Below are 19,281 nucleotides of genomic sequence, written 5' to 3'. Positions count from 1 at the left end.
AATCCCCCTTATACAATTACCAGAAATAATGAAATGAATCCCTATCTGTCTCTAACCACATACCTTTTTTCTTCTATTAGAGACACAATTTTCATTTCACCCTGCGCTAACGAGTAGTCCCCTTAAACGCTCGATTGATGAAGACTAACAATTAATAGGAAATAAAGCTCCCACTAATTAAAATTTCACCTTATCTGACATTATCATATATAAAGTTCTTTCCTATCGTCAATATTTTTTGACAAACTTCAACAAATTTTCTGTAAAGTTATTATAAACTTTTCATAAACATATAATATGCCCTTACATTGCTAATACTGCTGAATATGATACAATTACCAATTACAAGGAGGATGAATTTATGAAAAAAGTCATCTTAACAATTGTTTGTCTCCTCCTTCTGATCATTTCTTATTCTTATTTTGAAAAGAACGACGAGACAAAACAAAATGAACCCGAAGAAAAAACAGAAAAAACATCTACTCCAAGTTGGATTGATAAGCAAACAAACGATTCATTTTATCATCTCGTACTAGGTGATTCGCTCGCCAAAGGATATGGATCAACACAAGGTGGATTTGCTGAATTAGCCTCTAAACAAATAGAAGCACAAATTCATAAACCAATTACTGTAGAAAACCTTGGGATAAACGGTCTTACAACAGATCGTCTCGCTAAAAAAGTTCAATCAGAAGATGTAAAGCAAAAAATTAGAGCAGCAAATATCATTACCATTAATATTGGAGGAAATAATTTATTTCGCTTAAATCGTGATGTCGGTGTTATAGACGGTATTAAAATGTTAAATAAAGAAAAAGCTCATTTTGAAGCGGATGTAAAAAATATTGTAAAGACAGTCCGAGATCAAAATCCGGATGCTTTACTCATTCTTTCTGAACTCTATAACCCGTTACAACTCGATGACTCCATCGCAAGTTATGCAGATATGTTTTTAGACGGCTGGAATGAATCCGTTTATTCCATTGCAAAAGTGAATCAACCATCTATCGTTTTGCCAATTCGCAAATTAATATCGAATGATAAAAAAGAATTGCTCTTTGACCAAGTACATCCAAATGATAAAGGCTATACGATTATTGCCGATTCATTTACAAAAAAAGTATTGGCCTACAAATATTAAAATTCCCATGAAACAATTCTATTTTTATAACATGTCTTTTTTGTTACAATGAGAGTGGAAGGGGGCCTTTATATGGAATCACGCGAGTGGGAACGTATTGTTGATCATCTTCTTTCGCTAGTGCCTCTTTTTTATCGCAAATTTATGCTTCCTGGAGAATTCTCTTCTCAAAGACATATGCCGCCATCACATACACAAGTATTACTGCTTTTGCATGAAAACGGCACATTAGCAGTTTCCGAAATCGGCAAGCGGCTAGCGATTTCACGGCCTAACATGACACCTCTATTAAACAAACTTATTCAAGAAGAACTAATAGAGCGTCATTATAGCGAAAAAGATCGACGGGTCATTTTAATTTCTCTAACAGCTGAAGGGAAATTATTAGTAAATCAGTATCAGCAATTCATTTTAGACAAACTAAAAGAAAATTTCCAAACATTATCTGAGGAAGAGCGCGAAAAGCTCATTCATTCTCTTCAAACCATTCAAAATTTAATTTTGAAAACAAACGTATAAAGCTGCTTCTAAATAGAAGCAGCTTTATGATTCGTAATAATTACCATAGTACACATTGGAATATGGCCATGTTGTTAAATATGGTTTTTTTTCCTGTGTAGGCTGTTGTTGTGGTAATTGTGGTATTTGCTGTAATTGTTGTTGCCGATATAATTCGTATTGTCTACTCGTATCATAAACCGGATAATAATTTACATATGGATATACTTGAGGTACGTAATAATAATACATTATCCTCTCCTCCTTTTTCTTAAACATATTCAAAGGAGAAAATGAATGTGACATTGTTTATAATTGTACAAGTGGTTCTCTCACTCGTTTCTTCCTTTTCTTCAAGCGTAACTTACGGTTCTTTTCGTATAAATAATGCACAACGAAATATGAAATGAGACCAAACACAACTCCTAAAATCGTCATTCCAATTAATACATACACTTCACTTTGTAATAAGCTCTTTAATATCGTAAAAATATGACTTGAAAACAAGTCCGATATCGTAAATGGTTCATGATGAATTTTCTGTACATGAAATGGATAAATTATTTTTCCTAGCGCATACGCAAGCGGAAATAAAAATACTGGGAGAAACGATATTTTCCCAATAATATTGCCAATAACTGCCGCAGGAAAAGATCCCTTTGCTAACCTGACGATTGGATAAAATATTACATATACGAGCGATGCCGTATAAATGACTAACATTTCTAAGCCGAATCCTATAGCAAACCCTAACGATACTTTCTTTGCGCCTTCTGGCGATCGAAGCAACTTATAATATTGAAACTTTAATATTCTCCACATCCGCTGAAAAAACGAATATGTTTTCTTAGTTGTTTTCACCCTCATCATCTCTTTAACTATATTTTTATATGTAGTATGTCCTTACACACTCTGAAAAACAAATTTAGTTTTCTCTTTTATTATAAATGATATCGAAATGGTTAACTAAATATACATATGACATTTCACTATAAAAAAATACGTGTATCAACTTATTTCTACGCTGAAACCAAAAAAGCACTTGTTGCCTTTAATCGACAATCAAGTACTTTCAGTTCATATTGTTTTTAATTTGCACTAGATTTTATCTTAACCTTAAAACTTGTATATCTTGACAATTAATATCCATTTTCTTTTCTGTTCACTTCAAATATATTTTGCTCTGGCTGTATTAGTATTTATGTTTTTATAGCTGTACAGTAACAGACACTTAAAAAACATGATTGCATAAACTACCCCTTTAAAGCTAATATCTCTTCTCTATTATAGTCAATCATTGCTAAAAAGTACTCGTCAAAATTCTCAAATCTATCTATTTCTTCACCCGCAAACCAAATTATTTCTCCTGGTCTAGAAGAATTAGGTAAACATAAAACAAATAAATCCCTATCAAATTCCGAAACTGCTATTGGTAATAGCTCCTGCCTTAAAACACCGCTTTCTTCTAAAACAACATCATCTATAGCTTCTAATAGTACCTGAGCATAATCCATTATAGCTGATTCCTTTAATTGCTCCGTACCAAATAAATCCACCGTTTGATAAAAAACTGCCCATCCATTGGCATATTGAAGAAATTCTCTATACATTAAATCAAGTTTATATCCCAATTCTTGTTCAATAATGCGAATAGATTTTTCATTTGCTCCCACCTCCGGAAAATGGTGTGGCCATATTTTTTCTACATCTTGTTTCATTAGCTCCTGCTTCACTAAAATCATTGTAGCTATCTTATCTTTCCAATTATTCATCGTCTACTCCTCCTCTACAAACTTAAATTTTGTAGGTTTATAACCAATTGAATATTTATTAGCCTGTCTACCTATGCTCATATTAACTTTTGGGTAAAGGTCTAACCAACTATGAGGATCCGGTTTCCCCATCCAAGTTGTATCAGGAACATGACCAACATATCCTTTGTATGTTTCTCCATTATCAGCAGCTCGCTTACCTTCTAGTCTTGCCGCACGTAAGTCTTCTTGTCTTAATTTACCTTTAGTTGATACCTTTCCTGTTGGCGATAAAGCACTAGCTTCAACCGTACCCTATGTTTTAACCTTAAAATAAAAAGCACTTGTTGTCTTTAATCGACACCCAGTGCTTTAAGTTCATCTGTTTTTAAATAGTATAGATTTTCAAGTTTTGTAGTAACAGTTTGACAGCCTTTATATGTCATGACAACTACTACGTTAAAACTTACGATTTTGTATGAGTTCATTAGTTTTATATCCATTCCATGTGTTTATATTCATCATCCAGTAAAATGTCATCTCGCCTAAGCTCGTACTTCGTTTTTCTATTCTATCATTGCACAAAGTACTCCATGATGGTACAACCATCATGGAGTATGTACTTTTTAATAGCTTATTCTTTCCACTCCAATAATAAATTCTTTTCTGTTACTTGGCCTTATGTACTTATATATCCTTTCAACTTTAAACATTAGATGCTCTTAATTACCTCATTAACAGATTCACTAAACATATCTGGGTCTTCATTTTTTATATCAATCAATAATTCTTTAATACTAATCGTAATTGATGGATCAAATCCCGAAAGTACTTTTCCATATGCTAATCTTACTTGAGGATGATTAAGAATTCTATAATGTAAAATTTCTACCCATTCTTGAGCTGAGCTAATCATCTTTGGAAAAGCTTTAGCAATACATACAAGTCCTTCTTCTATGTTATTTTTATATAAGCTCTCTATTCCATAAATCAAATCAAACATAACATCAAATTGCTCAGTCTCATCATCCAGAACTAAACATAAATCTGTAATAACAGAGACGTCGTTATACGCTATTACTTCCATTAATGACTCATTAAAATCTCGTATCTCATTCTCCCTTTCTAATAAACGATTATCGTATAATCTTTTTAAATGACTCTTTATATCCAAAGATAATCGTCCTTTCCATGTTTTATTTATCAAATAAATGTGGATAAAGCTCTTTGTTTCTTTTTATAACTCCTCGTAAACCTTCTCTTATCTCAGCAGTATATAAACCATCTTTTATATACATTCTTCGAGCATCCAAACTAGTATGAGCTAAAGTTTAAATACTCCTTTGATTTTATCTTGATAGACCATATACATTTCACGATATCTCCACCAGTTTCTTCATTTTAAAATGTTTCTTTTATCGTAATTCATTTATTTTCTTGCATAACTTAATCCTCTCGAACTAAATAGTTTTTATTCTTATCTTCCCAGTATCTATACTTATAGAGTACTTGTTCATCAAATCGCTGTAAATAACCTTCCCACTTATTCGGAATATATTCTTCAAAAGATATTGATTCCGGATAAGTGGAATAAAAAATTAAACGATCAAAATCTATGAAGAAACATTGATTATAATCATAATAGGCTTCTTCTCTATTAGTTCTTAGTTCCCTTAAAAATTCTAACCTAATATCTTCTGTAAATCTTTCATATTTTTCTATTCTTTCTAAAAAATTAGCTATTGTAGTCTCATTTAAAATACGAATGCCTTTTCTTTCTTCTCGATATTCACTAGGAGCGTACCCAGCTTGATCATAATCTAAATACCATAAATCCGGTTCAGTTATATACCAACTATCGACTAATGGGGGGAGGTAATTCTTATGCAACACCTTGAAATACATATTTCCCAATGCATTGTCGTCATATTTGAATATTAATTTAAGATCATAAGTTTTTATGTGAAACTTTTTAGATTACTAAAAAACCTTGAAAGACATATAGCCAATCAAGGTTTCAATAGAATTTTACCCAATTCCATAGTATAGATTATTGATTCTTTTATTTTCTTAAAATATATACTTATATGCATAAAGTTTTATGCTAGTAGATATATAGCTGTACTAATCACTAAAATACCTTCTTAAAAATCTACTTTTTCTCCCGAATCAGTATAAACAAAATACTTTTTATTATTTTCATTTAGTAAAGTAATATCTGTGCCAATTGGCATATTAAAAATATTCATTACCGCTGGTTCTATTTCAATAATAGTTCCCCAATCACAAACTGACATATTTGATGCATCAGCAAGATATTCATCTGTATCTATTTCTGACAAAAATCTCCATCCATTATCGATAGCATTAACTGGTTGTTCTTTAATACACCATTTCACATTCCCTTTATTTTGTAAAATATTCTTAGATACAACGCTACCACCTAATCCACTACTCTTTTTCAAACAATCATCTCCAAAACTTTTTTCATATCATCTGTTCCACGTTCTTCAATTAAATCCCTTAATGAATATCCATATTTATTTTCATCATTAATATTCGGTCGTTTTCCCAAACATTTTACTATTAAATCATTTCCCTCCTTTGTTCTTTTTTTTAATACTTCTTGACATAAAGACCATATTGCAGAATTACCAAATTTTTTATCTTTTAAATTCAAATCTACCCCCATATCAACCAGCCTACAAGCTACTTCAACCGCACCTGGACAATTAATATTTGCTGCTAAATAGTGAAACTCATTACAGTCATCATTAGAAATTATATTAACCTTTGCACCATTATCCAATAGAAAGTTTGCTATATCAAACTTTCTACTAATTAATGATTTTTCAAGTAAACTAATACCATTTTTATCAATTGAATCTACAATCTCTTCAATACAGTTTCCCTCAATTTTTAGCTTCTCTAAAAATAATTTAAGATTCCCGAATTTTATAATAGTCCCATAATCAGCTTTATTAATATCCATTTATACTATCACCCTCTCATTCATACTTATGACTTCGGTTAGTACTTGGCAATTCCGGTCGATAGTTTTCAGGGTTTCTATACCACTTTAAGAACTCTTCTTTTGTAATAATCTCGTTCATATACAATTCATGCATATCAGAATATTTCTCTCCTGGTATATGCCCCATATCCCATTGACCACTTCTTGTTTTAGATTTATCCCAAATTATTTCTACACCTGATGGATCATAAACTTTCCCATCGATAGAATCTTTCGCATTTTCCCACACTTCTTCAACCTGACCTTTTCCATAACTAGGCCTGCTTTTACTATATGGTTTTTTAGTAACGATACTATCCTCTGTAGCTTTTACAGTATCCTTAACTCCATTGACTTTCTCCACAGGTACTTTTTTAGCTTTATTCACAGCCTCAGCAGCCTTAGCAGTCATTTTAACTCCTTTACCTACTTTAGCTATCTTTCCAAAGGGTGTAAGCCCTGCTACTGCCATTCCTCCAGCAAATACTCTATCCAAAGTAGATAGTTTTTCGCCAGTAGATGGATCAATCCCATCCCAAGCACGACGAATATCATACTCACCACTTATTTCACCTACTATATCCCTAGCAAGTTTTTCACCATCAAAATCCTCTTTTTCTGACGATAGTGGTCCACACATCGCTCCTTGTTCCATTGTAACATCTTGATTATCTGTATTGCGGAATTTTTCAGCAATTCTTTTCAAATCTTCCTCTACTTTTACAAGTGAATGAATAGATGCAAAAGCTTTTGGTCTCGCATCATTGAACAGTTGAATGAACTGTTGATTAGAGGCACCAATCCACTGAAAACACAACTGATCTATTTCATTACATAAATTATTATGTATAGATTCTAATGCGATTCGGGTATTACTTGCACGATTCGCAACTTCTTCTAGCATTTCAGGTGTTACTTTAATTTGAACCATTTTTTTCCTCCCTCTCCCCATTAAAATTATGAGACAAAAAGAAAAAAATGTAAATATAGAAATTTCAGAATATCTAAAAATCTTCATGTTACATAAAACCTACTTAACGGCAAACGAAGCCTATGTGTATGTGAAGTAAAGGGCCTTCCTGGTAAACTAGGCACAAATGGTTATACAAAAAATTTAGTAGCTGTTTCTCTAATAGATATCCTCCCTCTATCCATATAATTAAGTACATTCAGTATATACTCAAAGTAATATCTTTTTACCGTATTTACTTTCTCTTCTAAAAAGAATTTAACCATAAAAAACACCCCAGTTTTTATTCGTATCTAGCAACTGGGGTGTACATCCTTTAGGAAAGCTCTTCTATATTTTTAAATAAACTCACTAATAATGCTTTTTGCGCATGCAATCGATTACCAGCTTGCTCAAAGACGATAGACTGTGGTCCATCTATAATTTCTCCTGTTACTTCTTCTTCACGATGGGCAGGTAAACAGTGTAAGAAACGATATGTTTGCTTCGCATGCTTAACAAGTTCGTTATTGATTTGGTAAGGTTGAAATAAAGAATATTTCTCTTCTTCGCCCTCTTGCCCCATGCTCATCCAAACGTCAGTATAAATGAAATCTGCTTCATTCACCGCTAATTCAGGATCATGCAAAACTTCAATTTCAGCTCCTGTTTCTTCAGCAATCGCTAACGCTTTTTTTACAATCTCCTCATTCGGTTCATACCCTATAGGCGTTGCAACAGTCATATGCATTCCAACTTTTGCACTCGCTAGCAACAATGAATGACATACATTATTTCCGTCACCTACGTAAGCTAATTTTATTCCTTTAAATGTATTTGTTTCTTCATATATCGTCATGAGGTCTGCCAATGCTTGACAAGGATGATGGTCATCCGTTAATCCATTAATAACAGGAATACTCGATTCTTTTGCAAGCTCTTCTACATCCGCGTGTGAGAATGTACGTATCATGATCCCGTCAATATACTGCGATAATACTTTCGCAGTATCTGAAACAGTTTCTCCTCTTCCCATTTGCATCTCTTTCCCACTTAAAAACATACCATGTCCCCCGAGTTGTACCATTCCCGCTTCAAAAGATACACGAGTACGAGTTGAATGCTTATCAAAAATAAGCCCTAATATTTTGCCTTGTAATAAAGGCTCTTGCTTATTCTTTTTTAAATATATAGCGAAATCAATTAAAGAAATAATTTCTTCTTTCGTTAATTCTTCTAGTGTTAAAAGATCTTTCGTATTTAATTTCGGTACTTGTACAGTTGACATGCAACTTCCCCCTTATATGATTGATACGTTTTTTGTACAAACTACTTTTTTTATTATATATACTGCCTGTTCTAACTCTTCATTCGTGACAATGAGTGGCGGTAATAGTCTTATAACATTAGGCCCTGCTTGTAATACGAGAAGTCCTTCGTTTTCTAGTTGTTCTATAAAACTTGCAACTTCATACTTACACTCAATCCCAATCATAAGCCCCTTACTACGTATATTTTGAATACATTCGACATGTTGTAATTCCTCTTGCAACTTCTCTAATACGTACTCGCCCTTTTCTTGTACTCCTTTTAAAAACGATGGTTTTTTACTCACTTGCAATACTTCTTTCGCTGCAGCCATCGCGATGTAATTCCCGCCAAAAGTTGAACCGTGTGATCCTGCAGTAAACGACGTTCCGAGCTCTTTCCCGCCAATCATCGCTCCGACAGGAATCCCATTCCCAAGTGCCTTTGCAACGGTAACGATATCAGGCTCTATTCCCACTTGTTCATAAGCGAATAGTGTTCCAGTTCTTCCTATCCCCGTTTGAACTTCGTCTATAATAAATAAGGAACCGAACTTATTACATAATGTTTCAATCTCTTTCAAAAAAGATAGATCAGCAGGTATTACTCCTCCCTCTCCTTGAACAACTTCTACCATTACCGCCGCAACTTCTTCATTCATTACTTCCTCTAATGCTTTAATATCGTTAAAAGGGATATGTAAAAAAGATGGAAGTAATGGACCAAATCCTTCTTTTACCTTATCTTGGCCTGTTGCACTCATCGTTCCAAATGTTCTACCGTGAAAAGACTGCTGGCATGTTACGACGAGAGATTTTCCAGTATGCTTACGGGCTAACTTTAAAGCCGCTTCATTTGCCTCTGCCCCACTATTACAGAAAAACACATAATCTAATGCTCTATTTTCTGTTAATAATGACGCAACTTCTTCTTGTAAGCTGTTTGTAAACAGGTTAGATATATGCCATATATCATCAAGTTGCTCTTGTACACCTTTGAGAACAGTAGGGTGACAATGTCCTAAATTACATACGCCAATTCCTGATGTAAAATCTAAATATTGCTTACCTTTATTATCAATAACTTTCGTTCCAGTTCCCTTTACAAACTCAATAGTTCTTCTGCCATACGTTTGAAAAAGATGACTCGTCATGCAATACTCACACCTTTCGTTACCGTCGTTCCAATACACTCTCCCGTAACCTCAGTAAAATCTTTTGTACCATTCACAATACTTATCTTTTGCACTCCCATTTTTAATGATGCTAGTGCCGCCTGTACTTTCGGAATCATCCCACCTGTAATAACACCTGTTTCTATAAAAGTTGCAATTTCAGATTCATCCGTTTCCTTTACCAAATTCCCTTCATGTAATATTCCATCTACATCCGTAATAAAAATCAGCTCTTTTGCCCCTAACGCGGCCGCAATCCCAGCTGCAACATTGTCCGCATTTATGTTATAAATTTCATTACCATTTACCCCGATTGGAGCAATAACAGGAATATACCCCATATTTATTAATCCTTTTAATAAGGCTGTTTCTACATAACTTACTTCTCCCACATATCCTATCTCCTCGCTGACAGGTTGAACTTGAAGTAAATTACCGTCACACCCTGAACAACCTACAGCAAGTAAATTATGCTTTTGTAAATTCATTACGAGTTTTTTATTCGTACTTCCGCATAGCACCATTTGAACAACATCCATAACTTCTTTTGGTGTTACGCGTAATCCATCTCTTTTTTCTACGTTGATGTTACAATCTTTTAATTTGGCATCAATTTCTGGCCCACCACCATGAACAATCACTACTTTATACTTCTGTTGCAATTTCTTTATACAATCAAAAAACACAGCATTTAATTGATTCAACATACTACCGCCGCATTTCACTACAATATAATCGCTCATCTTCTCTCTCCTTATGTACGATAACAAGCATTTATTTTCACATATTCATAGCTTAAGTCACAGCCCCAAGCTGATCCTGTCTCTTCACCTAAGTGTAAGTACACATTAATGACTATTTCATCTTCTTGTAATCTCTCTTTCATTTCTTCTTCAGAAAATATTTGAGGCTCACTATTTTTTAATACCGATATAGATTGAAGAGTAATGTCAATTGTGTTCGGATGAATAGCTACTTCACTTTGTCCAATACTGCTAATAATTCGCCCCCAGTTTGGGTCTTCACCATGTATTGCTGTTTTCACAAGACTCGAACCGACTATTTGCTTTGCAATTTTTTTTGCCTCTTCATTCGTTTGAGCTCCTAGCACATTTACTTCTATTAACTTCGTAGCTCCTTCACCATCTTGCGCAATTTTTTTCGCTAAATCTTCACATACTTGCTGTAAAGCACATACGAAAGTTTCCCAATCTGTATGTTCCATATTTATCGGCCTTGTTTCTGATAATCCACTTGCCATAACGATGACCATATCATTCGTAGAAGTATCTCCATCTACCGTAATTTGATTAAATGTATGATTCGTTATTTGTGATAACGCTGTTTGCAATACGTCATGCTCTATATGAGCATCTGTCGTAATAAAACTAAGCATCGTTGCCATATTCGGATGAATCATCCCTGAACCTTTTGCAACACCCGCAATCGCCACTTTCTTCCCATCAATAATCATTTCATAGCAAGTTTCTTTCGTTATAAGATCCGTCGTTAAAATTGCTTCAGAAAAACAATATGCTTCACTTTCTTCCTTCGTCGGTATAAGAGTTGCAACTCCCTTTCGGATTATATCCATCGGCAGTGGAACACCAATTACACCTGTTGAAGCTACTGCAACGTAATTTTCTTTCATCCCAAAATGTTCCGCCCCTAATGCGCGCATCTCGTATGCGTCTTGTAATCCTTTCATTCCAGTACAAGCATTTGCATTTCCACTATTAACGATAATTGCTTGTAACTTCCCTTCTGCCGTTATACTATCCTTCGTTACTTGCAAAGGAGCTGCTTGTATTTGATTCGTTGTATACACAGCGGCACATGATGCTGGTACATCACAAACGATGGCACCTAAATCCTTTTTCTCCTTTTTTAAACCATTTGCAGTACCAATTGCCGAAAAGCCTTTCGGCGTTACAATTGAACCATTTTCTAATTTTGTAATAGACGCTACTTTAATCATCATGTCCCCCTTATACATAAAGCGGCATATGTTGTAAACCTGTTGTCTCTTCTAGTCCCGCTATTATGTTTGCATTTTGAATCGCTTGCCCAGCCGCGCCTTTCATCATATTGTCTATAACAGAAACGACCGTAACTCTTTCAGCTCTTTCATCGTAAGCTATGCCAATATCACAATAATTTGAGCCTCTCACTTCTTTTGGACTTGGAAATTTCCCTTGCGTACAAATTCGGATGAAAGGCGATTGTTCATACGTTTCTTCATACAATTTTTGAAGTTGCTTTATTTCCATCTTTTGTTTTACTTTTGCATAAAGTGTAATCATGATTCCTCGTGATATCGGTATTAAATGTGTGCTAAATGTAATTGGCTGTGATCCACTATTCCATTCTGTAAGCATTTGCTCAATCTCTGGAACGTGCTGATGCTCATTCACTTTATAAATGTGCAAGTTATCATATAGCTCAGGAAAGTGAGTCATTGTTGTTGGTGTTTTACCTGCTCCTGATACCCCTGATTTCGCATCAATAATAATCGAATCTTCTTCAATCATGCCGCTACGTACTAACGGCGCTATCGCTAGCAATGTGGCTGTAGCAAAACATCCTGGGTTTGCAATTAAATTTGCCTTTTGAATCCCAGTCCTTTTCCATTCACTTAACCCATACACTGCTTTTCTAAGAATTTCTTCTTTCGCTGCTGGCCTTTTATACCACAGTTCATATGACGAAGAATCTATCATACGAAAGTCTCCAGATAGGTCAATTACTTTTAAACCTTCTGCTAATAACTTGGGAGTTAACTCCGCCGATACTCCTGCTGGGGTTGCTAGAAATACGATTTCTGCTTCTTTTCCTATCGTCTCCACATCAATTTCTTGTAACGTATGAAAAAGGACATTTCGAAGATGCGGATATACATTTGTTATACACTCACCAACTTGTGAAAAAGAATGGAGAGATGCTATCGAAAAATATGGATGTTGTTCTAATAAACGAATTAACTCAATGCCCCCATATCCAGTGGCTCCAATAATTGCGACTTTCATAAGTTCCTCCTCATATCGATTCTTTAAATTAAGTATGATTATAATATTGTATATTTATAGAGTCAATTAAATATTTATAAATTTTTAAATCTAAAAAAACTTAATTTTATTAGAAAAATAATATACTCAACCGAATTTTTATACAAAAATAGTGCATAGTAGTTTTTTTATTTCACTTCAAGTACAATAAAACAATACATACGTACATACAGGCGGGGAAAAATATGAACGAAAAATTAATTGAGAAAATGATTATAAAAAGTTTTCAACAATATCAATGCAGTCCAATATCAAAAGAAGATCAGGAAATGCTAGTGAAACATATTCAAACGGTGACTCATTCAAATATTGAAATTGATTTATACGAGGAAATTGAGGATATTGTTTATGATTATGTAACTGGAAAACAATAAAAAATAGGAGATTTCCATATGGAAATCTCCTATTTTTTACTTAATGATTTACCTGCTACACGTTCAAATAAACCTGGGAATAAAGCATAAAGTTTCGGGCCAATTCCCATCCACTTCGGTAAGTTTACTTCACGTTTTTTCGTGTGCATCGACTTTACGATTTGTTCTGCTACGTATGTTGGTTTTAACATGTAACGTCCCATATTCTTTACATATGTACCAGATTGATCCGCTATTTCAAAAAAGTTTGTATCTATCGGACCTGGATTAATTGCTGTAACATAAATATCTGTATTCGCTAATTCCATGCGTAAACTATTCGTAAATCCTAATACGGCATGTTTCGTTGCTGCATAAGCACTCGATTTCGGAGTTGCAATTTTTCCAGCAAGTGAAGCAATATTAATAATATGTCCTTCATTCTTGTTTACCATATAAGGTAGTACCGCTTTCGTACATGCTACTAATCCAAATACATTTACTTGGAACATATCTTTTACTTCACCCATTGACGCATCTTCAAACGTTTTAAAAATACCAAATCCCGCATTGTTTACTAATATATCAATACGTCCCACTTCTTGTAATACCTTTGAAAAAACAGACTGTACTTCCATCTCTTCACTTACATCTAATACATAATAATAGCAAGACGTATTATAAGTTTCTTTAATTTTGTCTACTAACGCTTGTAGTTTCTCTTCTGTTCGAGCCATTAATACTGGAGTCGCTCCCTGTGCTGCAACTTGCATTGCAACTTGCTCACCAATCCCACTAGAAGCACCTGTAATGACGATTACTTTATTTTGTAAACGTCCTGTCATTGCTGTCACCTACTTTGCATAATAAATCAATTGTTGCGATGACTCATCAATCATCACTTGTTGATTATATGCTAAATAGTCCAATTGTCCAACCGTTTCTGAAATAGTAAGTGGTAATTGTTCTTTATATAATACCGGAAATAGTTTTACACATACTTCAAATGCTGTCATTGGTTTTTCCTTTAATAACTCAAGTACTTTAAAAGCACGTGTTTCTTGCTTTTGTAATCTCGTTTCAATAAGTTGTTTCACATTTAGAACATCTTCCCCATGCCCTGATAAAATGCGTGAAATATTCATTTCGCTTAAACGCTGTAATGTTTGATTATATTGTAGTAATGGGCGTGCCCGTTCTGTTTGCCCTTCATATGGTGGTTCTAGTATTGGATTCGAAGAAATATGACTAATGAGAGCATCTCCACCAATTAATATTCCATCAGATTCTCTATATAAAGAAATATGAGTAGAAGCATGACCTGGTGTTTCAAGCACTGTAAATCCAGGCAAAGAATTAATACGATCTCCTTCTCTCACAGTATGCGTTAACGATCTATTACAAGAATATTTAAGTGTCCTCGTCGTCAATAACGACTCGTCTTTCAAAAATGCTACTGGCACACCAAACTGTAAGGCCGTCTCTCTAAAAAATTCATGATACCGCTTTAAAAACTCTGGATTTTGTGTGATCCAAGGCTCATTCCAAGGATGTCCAATAATATTCGTCTTCTCAGAAAATATATTTAAAAGTCCACAATGATCTGCATGATGATGCGTAATGACTACTGTTTCAATATCTTCTATCGTATGTCCTAATGTACCTAATTGACTTTCTAACGCATTTCTTGCCTCTTCTGTATTCGTCCCTGTATCAATTAATGTTAATGTCTCCCCCTCAACTAAAAACACATTCACAGTTTCCACTGCAAATGGTACAGGAATCTCCATTCGGTGAATCGCCGTCATGCTTAGCCCCCCTGTCTCTTTCCGGTTCAAAAATGAATACTTCTTCAGTTTACAACTTCTATATATATTTGTCATTATTTTCAGATAAAAAGAGGTGTTTCCTATAAAAAAACGAATGTATGTACATTTATAAGAATTTCTAACCAAAATTAAAGGAGGAACATCATGTCTATTCAAAACATTTCCTTTCTCGGTGCAGGCTCTATTGCTGAAGCTATTATTGGTGGCTTGTTACATGCAAATGTTGTTAAATGTGAACAAATTACTGTAAGTAATCGTTCTAACGAGACAAGATTACAAGAGCTACATAAAAAATACGGTGTCAAAGGTACTCATAATAAAAAAGAATTACTTACTGATGCAAATATTCTTTTTCTAGCAATGAAACCAAAGGATGTTGCAGAGGCGCTTATCCCTTTTAAAGAATACATAAATAATAACGTGCTTATTATTTCATTACTAGCAGGTGTTTCTACTCACTCAATTAGAAAACTACTTCAAAAAGACGTTCCAATTATTCGTGCAATGCCAAATACATCCGCAGCCATTTTAAAATCAGCTACCGCTATCTCCCCTTCGAAACATGCAACAGCGGAACATATTCGCACTGCAACATCTTTATTTGAAACGATTGGTCTCGTCTCTGTTGTAGAGGAAGAAGATATGCATGCTGTCACTGCATTATCCGGAAGTGGACCTGCTTATATTTATTACGTAGTGGAAGCTATGGAAGAAGCTGCAAAAAAAATTGGTTTAAAAGAAGATGTTGCAAAATCACTTATTCTTCAAACGATGATTGGTGCTGCTGAAATGCTAAAAGCAAGTGACAAACACCCTTCTATTTTGCGAAAGGAAATTACTTCTCCTGGCGGAACTACCGAAGCAGGTATTGAAGTATTACAAGAACATAAATTTCAACAAGCACTTATTTCTTGTATTACACAGGCAACGGAACGATCACATAATCTTGGAAAAACATTAGAACAACTAACAAAAGAAAAATAAAAAAAGGAGCTCAAGTTTATTTGAGCTCCTTTTTCTATAATTACACTTAGTTATTGTTCTTCCCAAAAATCTCTTCTTGCAGGCGACGACCAGTCGGCGTTGCTGCAAGTCCACCTTCCGCTGTTTCACGAAGTGCTACTGGCATCGTTTGTCCGATTCTAAACATTGCCTCAATTACTTCATCACATGGAATTGTACTCGTTACACCAGCTAATGCTAAATCTGCTGAAATCATCGCATTTGCAGCTCCTGCTGCATTACGTTTTACACAAGGTACTTCTACAAGTCCTGCAACAGGATCACACACTAAACCAAGCATGTTCTTTAATGAAATTGCCATCGCTGTAGCTGCTTGATCTTGTGTTCCACCAGCCATCTCAACTGCAGCTGCAGCCGCCATTCCACTTGCTGAACCAACTTCAGCTTGGCATCCTCCTGCAGCACCAGAAATACAAGCGTTATTCGCAACAACCATACCGAAAGCTCCTGCTGTAAATAAGAATTCAATCATTTCTTCACGTGTAGGCTGCAATTTTTCTCTTAGCGCAAATAGTACACCTGGCACTGTTCCAGCAGACCCTGCTGTTGGTGTTGCACAAATAATTCCCATCGCTGCGTTTACTTCATTTGTTGCAACAGCTTTGCTTACTGCATCCAAAATCGTATCTCCAGATAAGCCTTTTCCACTCTTCATATACGCTTGAACTTTTACAGCATCTCCACCAGTTAAACCAGTTGGTGATTTCACGCCGCGAATACCACGTTCTACTGCTTGTTCCATCACGACTAAGTTCTTTTCCATACCAGCAATTACTTCTTCACGTGAAATACTTCTTGTTTCCATTTCACATTGAATCATAATTTCTGCGATTTTTACATTTTGTTCTTTAGCTTGCGCCACTAGTTCCGCTGCGTTCCGAAACATGGTGTGTCCCCCCTGCAATTAATCCATAATAGTTACTTGACAAATATTTTGTTGCGCTTTTATTTCTTCAATCACTTCATCTGCTAATAATTCATCTGTTTCAATAACCATAAGCGCTCTTCTTCCTTTTTCTTTACGAGAAACACTCATTGTACTAATGTTAATCTCGTTTGTAGCAAGGATTGAAGCTACTGCTGCAATAGCACCAAAGCGATCGTTATTTACAATAAGTAGTGCTGGACTTGTGCCTGATAATTGAAGATCGAATCCGTTTAATTCTACAACTTCAATTTTACCGCCACCAATTGAGCAAGCAACAACTTCAATTTCTTCTTCACCTTTATACAAACGAATTTTCGCTGTATTTGGGTGAGGTGCATTGGCATCTTCTTCAATGAATTCCACTTCAATTCCGCGCTCTTTTGCTATTTCTAGCGCCTCTGGAATACGTAAGTCATCTGTTTCAAATCCTAATATTCCACCGATTAGTGCTACATCCGTACCATGCCCTCGATACGTCTTTGCAAATGATCCATATAACGAAATGCTTACTCTTTCTGGTTCATGACGAAACAGCTGGCGAGCAACTTGCCCCATTCTTGCCGCGCCTGCTGTATGTGAACTTGATGGTCCAATCATAACTGGACCGATAATATCAAATACTGAGCGATACTTCATCATAACTCCCCCTAAACCTCTATGCAAAAATTTATTCTACTATTCTATTAACCTGCTACATCTGTCGCTTTTCCAGTTGTACCACGAATTTGTTCTGCTGTATGAATTGGATAATTTTTAAATAAAAGTAATCCAATATAACCTGAAATAATACCAGTTATAATAATACATAAGAATCTTAGCATTATTTTCATTAAAAAATGATATAAGATAATCCACAATAAAGTCTGGTAGCAATCCAAAGTTTAACACAGAAGCCATTGCAAGGATAGCATAAACAAGCGATATCTTTCCTATTATAATTCTCATGTTACTCTCTCATGGTTTAGTCAACTTCACTTGTTACGATAATAACTAAAAAGCATGTGACTTATCATAAATTATAATCTGCCCTCATTATAGCTTGTTTTTTATAAAACGCTTACTTTTGTTGAATTTTAAAAGTTCTGAATAAAAGTCCATTCCTACTATTTGTATCACTTGTATGTCATCTGACTTATATAACAGTTTTTCTAAATAATCATTATTTCGTATTTTTATCGTATATATTCAAACCATTCTAATTTTCTGTATCATCCAAGTATAAGTATAAAATAATAACAGTTTTATTTTTAAATTTTTTTAGACATAAAAAAATGGTAACCCATCGTTACCATTTTTTACAAAATTATTATTTTTCTACTGGGAATGATTTCAAATCTGTCGCTATTTCTGTATTAGAAAACAACTCTCTTGCCTCTTTCAATAATTCCTTATATGTATCTCCTTGATAGCGAGAACTAATGTGAGTTAAGATTAATCGCTTCGCATTTGCCTGAAGTGCAATGCTCGCAGCTTGCTTAGATGTGGAATGAAAATAATCATGCGCTTGTTGCTCATCTTCTGCTGCGAAAGTCGCTTCATGGACAAGTACATCTGCATCTTGCGCAAGCTCCCTACTCGCTTCGCAATATCGCGTATCACCTAAGATAGTAATAATTCTTCCTTTTTGAGGTGGGCCGATAAACTCATTTCCATTTAATATCGTGCCATCCTCTAATTCAACTACTTCTCCATCCTTTAAACGTTTAAAGATTGGACCTGGTTTCACACCCATCTCAAGCAACTTATCAACTAAAAGAGCACCTTGTATATCTTTCTCTACAATACGATATCCAAAACATTCTATACCGTGTGACAATCTTTTCGTTTCTACATAAAATTCATTATCTTCAAATACGGTACCTTCTTCTGTTATCTCCACAACTTCAAGTGGATATTTCACATGTGTCGTACTTACCGATAATGCCACTTCAATAAATTGTTTAATTCCTTTCGGTCCATACACCGTTAAAGGCGTAGTTCCTCCTTGAAATGAACGGCTACCTAATAAACCAGGCAATCCAAAAATATGATCGCCATGTAAATGCGTAATAAATATTTTTTCAATGCGGCGCGGACGTACAGATGTATGTAATATTTGATGTTGCGTGGCCTCGCCACAATCAAATAACCAAGTTTGTCCTCGTTCTTCTAACAATTGTAAAGCAATTGCTGAAACGTTCCTTCCTTTTGAAGGAACACCTGCACCAGTTCCTAAAAATACAAATTCCACTTTCTTTCCTCCAGCTCTA

24 protein-coding genes are annotated in these 19,281 nt (G+C 34.8%); 4 read left to right on the top strand and 20 right to left on the bottom strand.

The genetic code is table 11. The annotated features are described in order from the left end of the window. The first annotated feature begins 361 nt into the window (after positions 1 to 361). On the top strand, positions 362 to 1,141 hold the full coding sequence (locus ACO6VI_RS09230) for a GDSL-type esterase/lipase family protein (RefSeq protein WP_000755838.1): 780 nt from the start codon (positions 362 to 364) through the stop codon (positions 1,139 to 1,141). A gap of 72 nt (positions 1,142 to 1,213) precedes the next feature. Further along, positions 1,214 to 1,660 carry a MarR family winged helix-turn-helix transcriptional regulator gene (locus ACO6VI_RS09225; protein WP_000445819.1) on the top strand — a complete coding sequence of 149 codons (447 nt, stop codon included), beginning with the start codon at positions 1,214 to 1,216 and terminating at the stop codon, positions 1,658 to 1,660. 24 nt (positions 1,661 to 1,684) lie between these two features. Here the strand turns inward: ACO6VI_RS09225 and ACO6VI_RS09220 are convergent, their stop codons facing one another. From ACO6VI_RS09220 to argC, 14 genes are all read right to left on the bottom strand, one after another. After that, entirely contained in the window at positions 1,685 to 1,891 is a 207-nt protein-coding gene (locus ACO6VI_RS09220) for a hypothetical protein (protein WP_016080355.1), read from the bottom strand. Between the two features lie 57 nt (positions 1,892 to 1,948). Beyond that, positions 1,949 to 2,509, bottom strand: coding sequence for a DUF2062 domain-containing protein (locus tag ACO6VI_RS09215; RefSeq protein WP_088020474.1), 561 nt, complete (start codon positions 2,507 to 2,509; stop codon positions 1,949 to 1,951). 383 nt (positions 2,510 to 2,892) lie between these two features. Continuing rightward, complete coding sequence (locus tag ACO6VI_RS09210) at positions 2,893 to 3,411, bottom strand: SMI1/KNR4 family protein (protein ID WP_097960772.1); 519 nt, start codon at positions 3,409 to 3,411, stop codon at positions 2,893 to 2,895. Between the two features lie 332 nt (positions 3,412 to 3,743). After that, positions 3,744 to 3,878, bottom strand: coding sequence for a hypothetical protein (locus ACO6VI_RS09205; protein WP_003271546.1), 135 nt, complete (start codon positions 3,876 to 3,878; stop codon positions 3,744 to 3,746). Positions 3,879 to 4,102: 224 nt separating this feature from the next. Beyond that, on the bottom strand, positions 4,103 to 4,564 hold the full coding sequence (locus tag ACO6VI_RS09200) for an Imm30 family immunity protein (RefSeq protein ID WP_000351980.1): 462 nt from the start codon (positions 4,562 to 4,564) through the stop codon (positions 4,103 to 4,105). 272 nt (positions 4,565 to 4,836) lie between these two features. Next, positions 4,837 to 5,295 (bottom strand): hypothetical protein, encoded by a 459-nt coding sequence (locus ACO6VI_RS09195; protein ID WP_003271544.1) that lies wholly within the window; start codon positions 5,293 to 5,295, stop codon positions 4,837 to 4,839. 239 nt (positions 5,296 to 5,534) lie between these two features. Then, positions 5,535 to 5,855 (bottom strand): immunity protein Imm33 domain-containing protein, encoded by a 321-nt coding sequence (locus ACO6VI_RS09190; RefSeq protein ID WP_000749724.1) that lies wholly within the window; start codon positions 5,853 to 5,855, stop codon positions 5,535 to 5,537. Beyond that, the gene (locus ACO6VI_RS09185) at positions 5,852 to 6,382 is read right to left on the bottom strand and encodes an ankyrin repeat domain-containing protein (RefSeq protein ID WP_000353922.1); all 531 of its coding nucleotides are present in this window, start codon (positions 6,380 to 6,382) and stop codon (positions 5,852 to 5,854) included. The genes ACO6VI_RS09190 and ACO6VI_RS09185 overlap by 4 nt, the downstream gene beginning before the upstream one ends. Positions 6,383 to 6,398: 16 nt before the next feature. Next, entirely contained in the window at positions 6,399 to 7,334 is a 936-nt protein-coding gene (locus ACO6VI_RS09180) for a WXG100 family type VII secretion target (protein WP_000249939.1), read from the bottom strand. 355 nt (positions 7,335 to 7,689) lie between these two features. Continuing rightward, the gene (gene argF, locus ACO6VI_RS09175) at positions 7,690 to 8,640 is read right to left on the bottom strand and encodes an ornithine carbamoyltransferase (protein ID WP_097987636.1); all 951 of its coding nucleotides are present in this window, start codon (positions 8,638 to 8,640) and stop codon (positions 7,690 to 7,692) included. 12 nt (positions 8,641 to 8,652) lie between these two features. After that, positions 8,653 to 9,813: an acetylornithine transaminase gene (locus ACO6VI_RS09170; protein WP_097960770.1), complete on the bottom strand. Its 1,161-nt coding sequence runs from the start codon at positions 9,811 to 9,813 to the stop codon at positions 8,653 to 8,655. After that, a complete protein-coding gene (gene argB / locus ACO6VI_RS09165; RefSeq protein WP_023522977.1) occupies positions 9,810 to 10,577 on the bottom strand; it encodes an acetylglutamate kinase in 768 nt (255 codons plus the stop codon). Before argB ends, ACO6VI_RS09170 begins: the two co-directional genes overlap by 4 nt. Before the next feature lie 11 nt (positions 10,578 to 10,588). Beyond that, positions 10,589 to 11,812 carry a bifunctional glutamate N-acetyltransferase/amino-acid acetyltransferase ArgJ gene (gene argJ / locus ACO6VI_RS09160; protein ID WP_000598385.1) on the bottom strand — a complete coding sequence of 408 codons (1,224 nt, stop codon included), beginning with the start codon at positions 11,810 to 11,812 and terminating at the stop codon, positions 10,589 to 10,591. Between the two features lie 10 nt (positions 11,813 to 11,822). Then, positions 11,823 to 12,860, bottom strand: coding sequence for an N-acetyl-gamma-glutamyl-phosphate reductase (argC, locus tag ACO6VI_RS09155; protein WP_023522978.1), 1,038 nt, complete (start codon positions 12,858 to 12,860; stop codon positions 11,823 to 11,825). A gap of 224 nt (positions 12,861 to 13,084) precedes the next feature. Between argC and ACO6VI_RS09150 the strand changes: the two genes are divergently transcribed. Then, the gene (locus ACO6VI_RS09150; protein ID WP_001003222.1) at positions 13,085 to 13,273 is read left to right on the top strand and encodes a YqzH family protein; all 189 of its coding nucleotides are present in this window, start codon (positions 13,085 to 13,087) and stop codon (positions 13,271 to 13,273) included. A 29-nt stretch (positions 13,274 to 13,302) separates the two neighbouring features. Here the strand turns inward: ACO6VI_RS09150 and ACO6VI_RS09145 are convergent, their stop codons facing one another. Continuing rightward, positions 13,303 to 14,097 (bottom strand): SDR family NAD(P)-dependent oxidoreductase, encoded by a 795-nt coding sequence (locus ACO6VI_RS09145; protein ID WP_097960769.1) that lies wholly within the window; start codon positions 14,095 to 14,097, stop codon positions 13,303 to 13,305. A 9-nt stretch (positions 14,098 to 14,106) separates the two neighbouring features. Further along, positions 14,107 to 15,060: an MBL fold metallo-hydrolase gene (locus tag ACO6VI_RS09140; RefSeq protein WP_000125135.1), complete on the bottom strand. Its 954-nt coding sequence runs from the start codon at positions 15,058 to 15,060 to the stop codon at positions 14,107 to 14,109. A gap of 165 nt (positions 15,061 to 15,225) precedes the next feature. Between ACO6VI_RS09140 and proI the strand changes: the two genes are divergently transcribed. Continuing rightward, a complete protein-coding gene (gene proI, locus ACO6VI_RS09135; RefSeq protein WP_000027242.1) occupies positions 15,226 to 16,065 on the top strand; it encodes a pyrroline-5-carboxylate reductase ProI in 840 nt (279 codons plus the stop codon). A gap of 46 nt (positions 16,066 to 16,111) precedes the next feature. Here the strand turns inward: proI and sdaAA are convergent, their stop codons facing one another. From sdaAA to rnz, 4 genes are all read right to left on the bottom strand, one after another. Beyond that, on the bottom strand, positions 16,112 to 16,990 hold the full coding sequence (sdaAA, locus tag ACO6VI_RS09130) for an L-serine ammonia-lyase, iron-sulfur-dependent, subunit alpha (protein ID WP_000489461.1): 879 nt from the start codon (positions 16,988 to 16,990) through the stop codon (positions 16,112 to 16,114). Between the two features lie 18 nt (positions 16,991 to 17,008). Beyond that, positions 17,009 to 17,668 carry an L-serine ammonia-lyase, iron-sulfur-dependent subunit beta gene (gene sdaAB, locus ACO6VI_RS09125; RefSeq protein ID WP_000877449.1) on the bottom strand — a complete coding sequence of 220 codons (660 nt, stop codon included), beginning with the start codon at positions 17,666 to 17,668 and terminating at the stop codon, positions 17,009 to 17,011. 47 nt (positions 17,669 to 17,715) lie between these two features. Then, positions 17,716 to 17,853 carry a hypothetical protein gene (locus tag ACO6VI_RS09120; protein WP_000943432.1) on the bottom strand — a complete coding sequence of 46 codons (138 nt, stop codon included), beginning with the start codon at positions 17,851 to 17,853 and terminating at the stop codon, positions 17,716 to 17,718. 485 nt (positions 17,854 to 18,338) lie between these two features. Beyond that, positions 18,339 to 19,262, bottom strand: coding sequence for a ribonuclease Z (gene rnz, locus ACO6VI_RS09115; RefSeq protein WP_000397454.1), 924 nt, complete (start codon positions 19,260 to 19,262; stop codon positions 18,339 to 18,341). Between the last annotated feature and the right edge of the window lie 19 nt (positions 19,263 to 19,281).

This window comes from Bacillus sp. PSXD-155 (assembly GCF_049310765.1).
Taxonomy (GTDB): domain Bacteria; phylum Bacillota; class Bacilli; order Bacillales; family Bacillaceae_G; genus Bacillus_A; species Bacillus_A cereus.
This window is presented reverse-complemented; position numbering and strand designations above follow the sequence as displayed.

Bases quoted from the DNA above. Each gene is read 5' to 3' on its own strand.
- ACO6VI_RS09230 (WP_000755838.1), top strand. From the start codon at position 362: ATGAAAAAAGTCATCTTAACAATTGTTTGTCTCCTCCTTCTGATCATT.
- ACO6VI_RS09225 (WP_000445819.1), top strand. From the start codon at position 1,214: ATGGAATCACGCGAGTGGGAACGTATTGTTGATCATCTTCTTTCGCTA.
- ACO6VI_RS09220 (WP_016080355.1), bottom strand. From the start codon at position 1,891: ATGTATTATTATTACGTACCTCAAGTATATCCATATGTAAATTATTAT.
- ACO6VI_RS09215 (WP_088020474.1), bottom strand. From the start codon at position 2,509: ATGATGAGGGTGAAAACAACTAAGAAAACATATTCGTTTTTTCAGCGG.
- ACO6VI_RS09210 (WP_097960772.1), bottom strand. From the start codon at position 3,411: ATGAATAATTGGAAAGATAAGATAGCTACAATGATTTTAGTGAAGCAG.
- ACO6VI_RS09205 (WP_003271546.1), bottom strand. From the start codon at position 3,878: ATGAACTCATACAAAATCGTAAGTTTTAACGTAGTAGTTGTCATGACA.
- ACO6VI_RS09195 (WP_003271544.1), bottom strand. From the start codon at position 5,295: ATGTATTTCAAGGTGTTGCATAAGAATTACCTCCCCCCATTAGTCGAT.
- ACO6VI_RS09185 (WP_000353922.1), bottom strand. From the start codon at position 6,382: ATGGATATTAATAAAGCTGATTATGGGACTATTATAAAATTCGGGAAT.
- ACO6VI_RS09180 (WP_000249939.1), bottom strand. From the start codon at position 7,334: ATGGTTCAAATTAAAGTAACACCTGAAATGCTAGAAGAAGTTGCGAAT.
- argF (WP_097987636.1), bottom strand. From the start codon at position 8,640: ATGTCAACTGTACAAGTACCGAAATTAAATACGAAAGATCTTTTAACA.
- ACO6VI_RS09170 (WP_097960770.1), bottom strand. From the start codon at position 9,813: ATGACGAGTCATCTTTTTCAAACGTATGGCAGAAGAACTATTGAGTTT.
- argB (WP_023522977.1), bottom strand. From the start codon at position 10,577: ATGAGCGATTATATTGTAGTGAAATGCGGCGGTAGTATGTTGAATCAA.
- argJ (WP_000598385.1), bottom strand. From the start codon at position 11,812: ATGATTAAAGTAGCGTCTATTACAAAATTAGAAAATGGTTCAATTGTA.
- argC (WP_023522978.1), bottom strand. From the start codon at position 12,860: ATGAAAGTCGCAATTATTGGAGCCACTGGATATGGGGGCATTGAGTTA.
- ACO6VI_RS09150 (WP_001003222.1), top strand. From the start codon at position 13,085: ATGAACGAAAAATTAATTGAGAAAATGATTATAAAAAGTTTTCAACAA.
- ACO6VI_RS09145 (WP_097960769.1), bottom strand. From the start codon at position 14,097: ATGACAGGACGTTTACAAAATAAAGTAATCGTCATTACAGGTGCTTCT.
- ACO6VI_RS09140 (WP_000125135.1), bottom strand. From the start codon at position 15,060: ATGACGGCGATTCACCGAATGGAGATTCCTGTACCATTTGCAGTGGAA.
- proI (WP_000027242.1), top strand. From the start codon at position 15,226: ATGTCTATTCAAAACATTTCCTTTCTCGGTGCAGGCTCTATTGCTGAA.
- sdaAA (WP_000489461.1), bottom strand. From the start codon at position 16,990: ATGTTTCGGAACGCAGCGGAACTAGTGGCGCAAGCTAAAGAACAAAAT.
- sdaAB (WP_000877449.1), bottom strand. From the start codon at position 17,668: ATGAAGTATCGCTCAGTATTTGATATTATCGGTCCAGTTATGATTGGA.
- ACO6VI_RS09120 (WP_000943432.1), bottom strand. From the start codon at position 17,853: ATGCTAAGATTCTTATGTATTATTATAACTGGTATTATTTCAGGTTAT.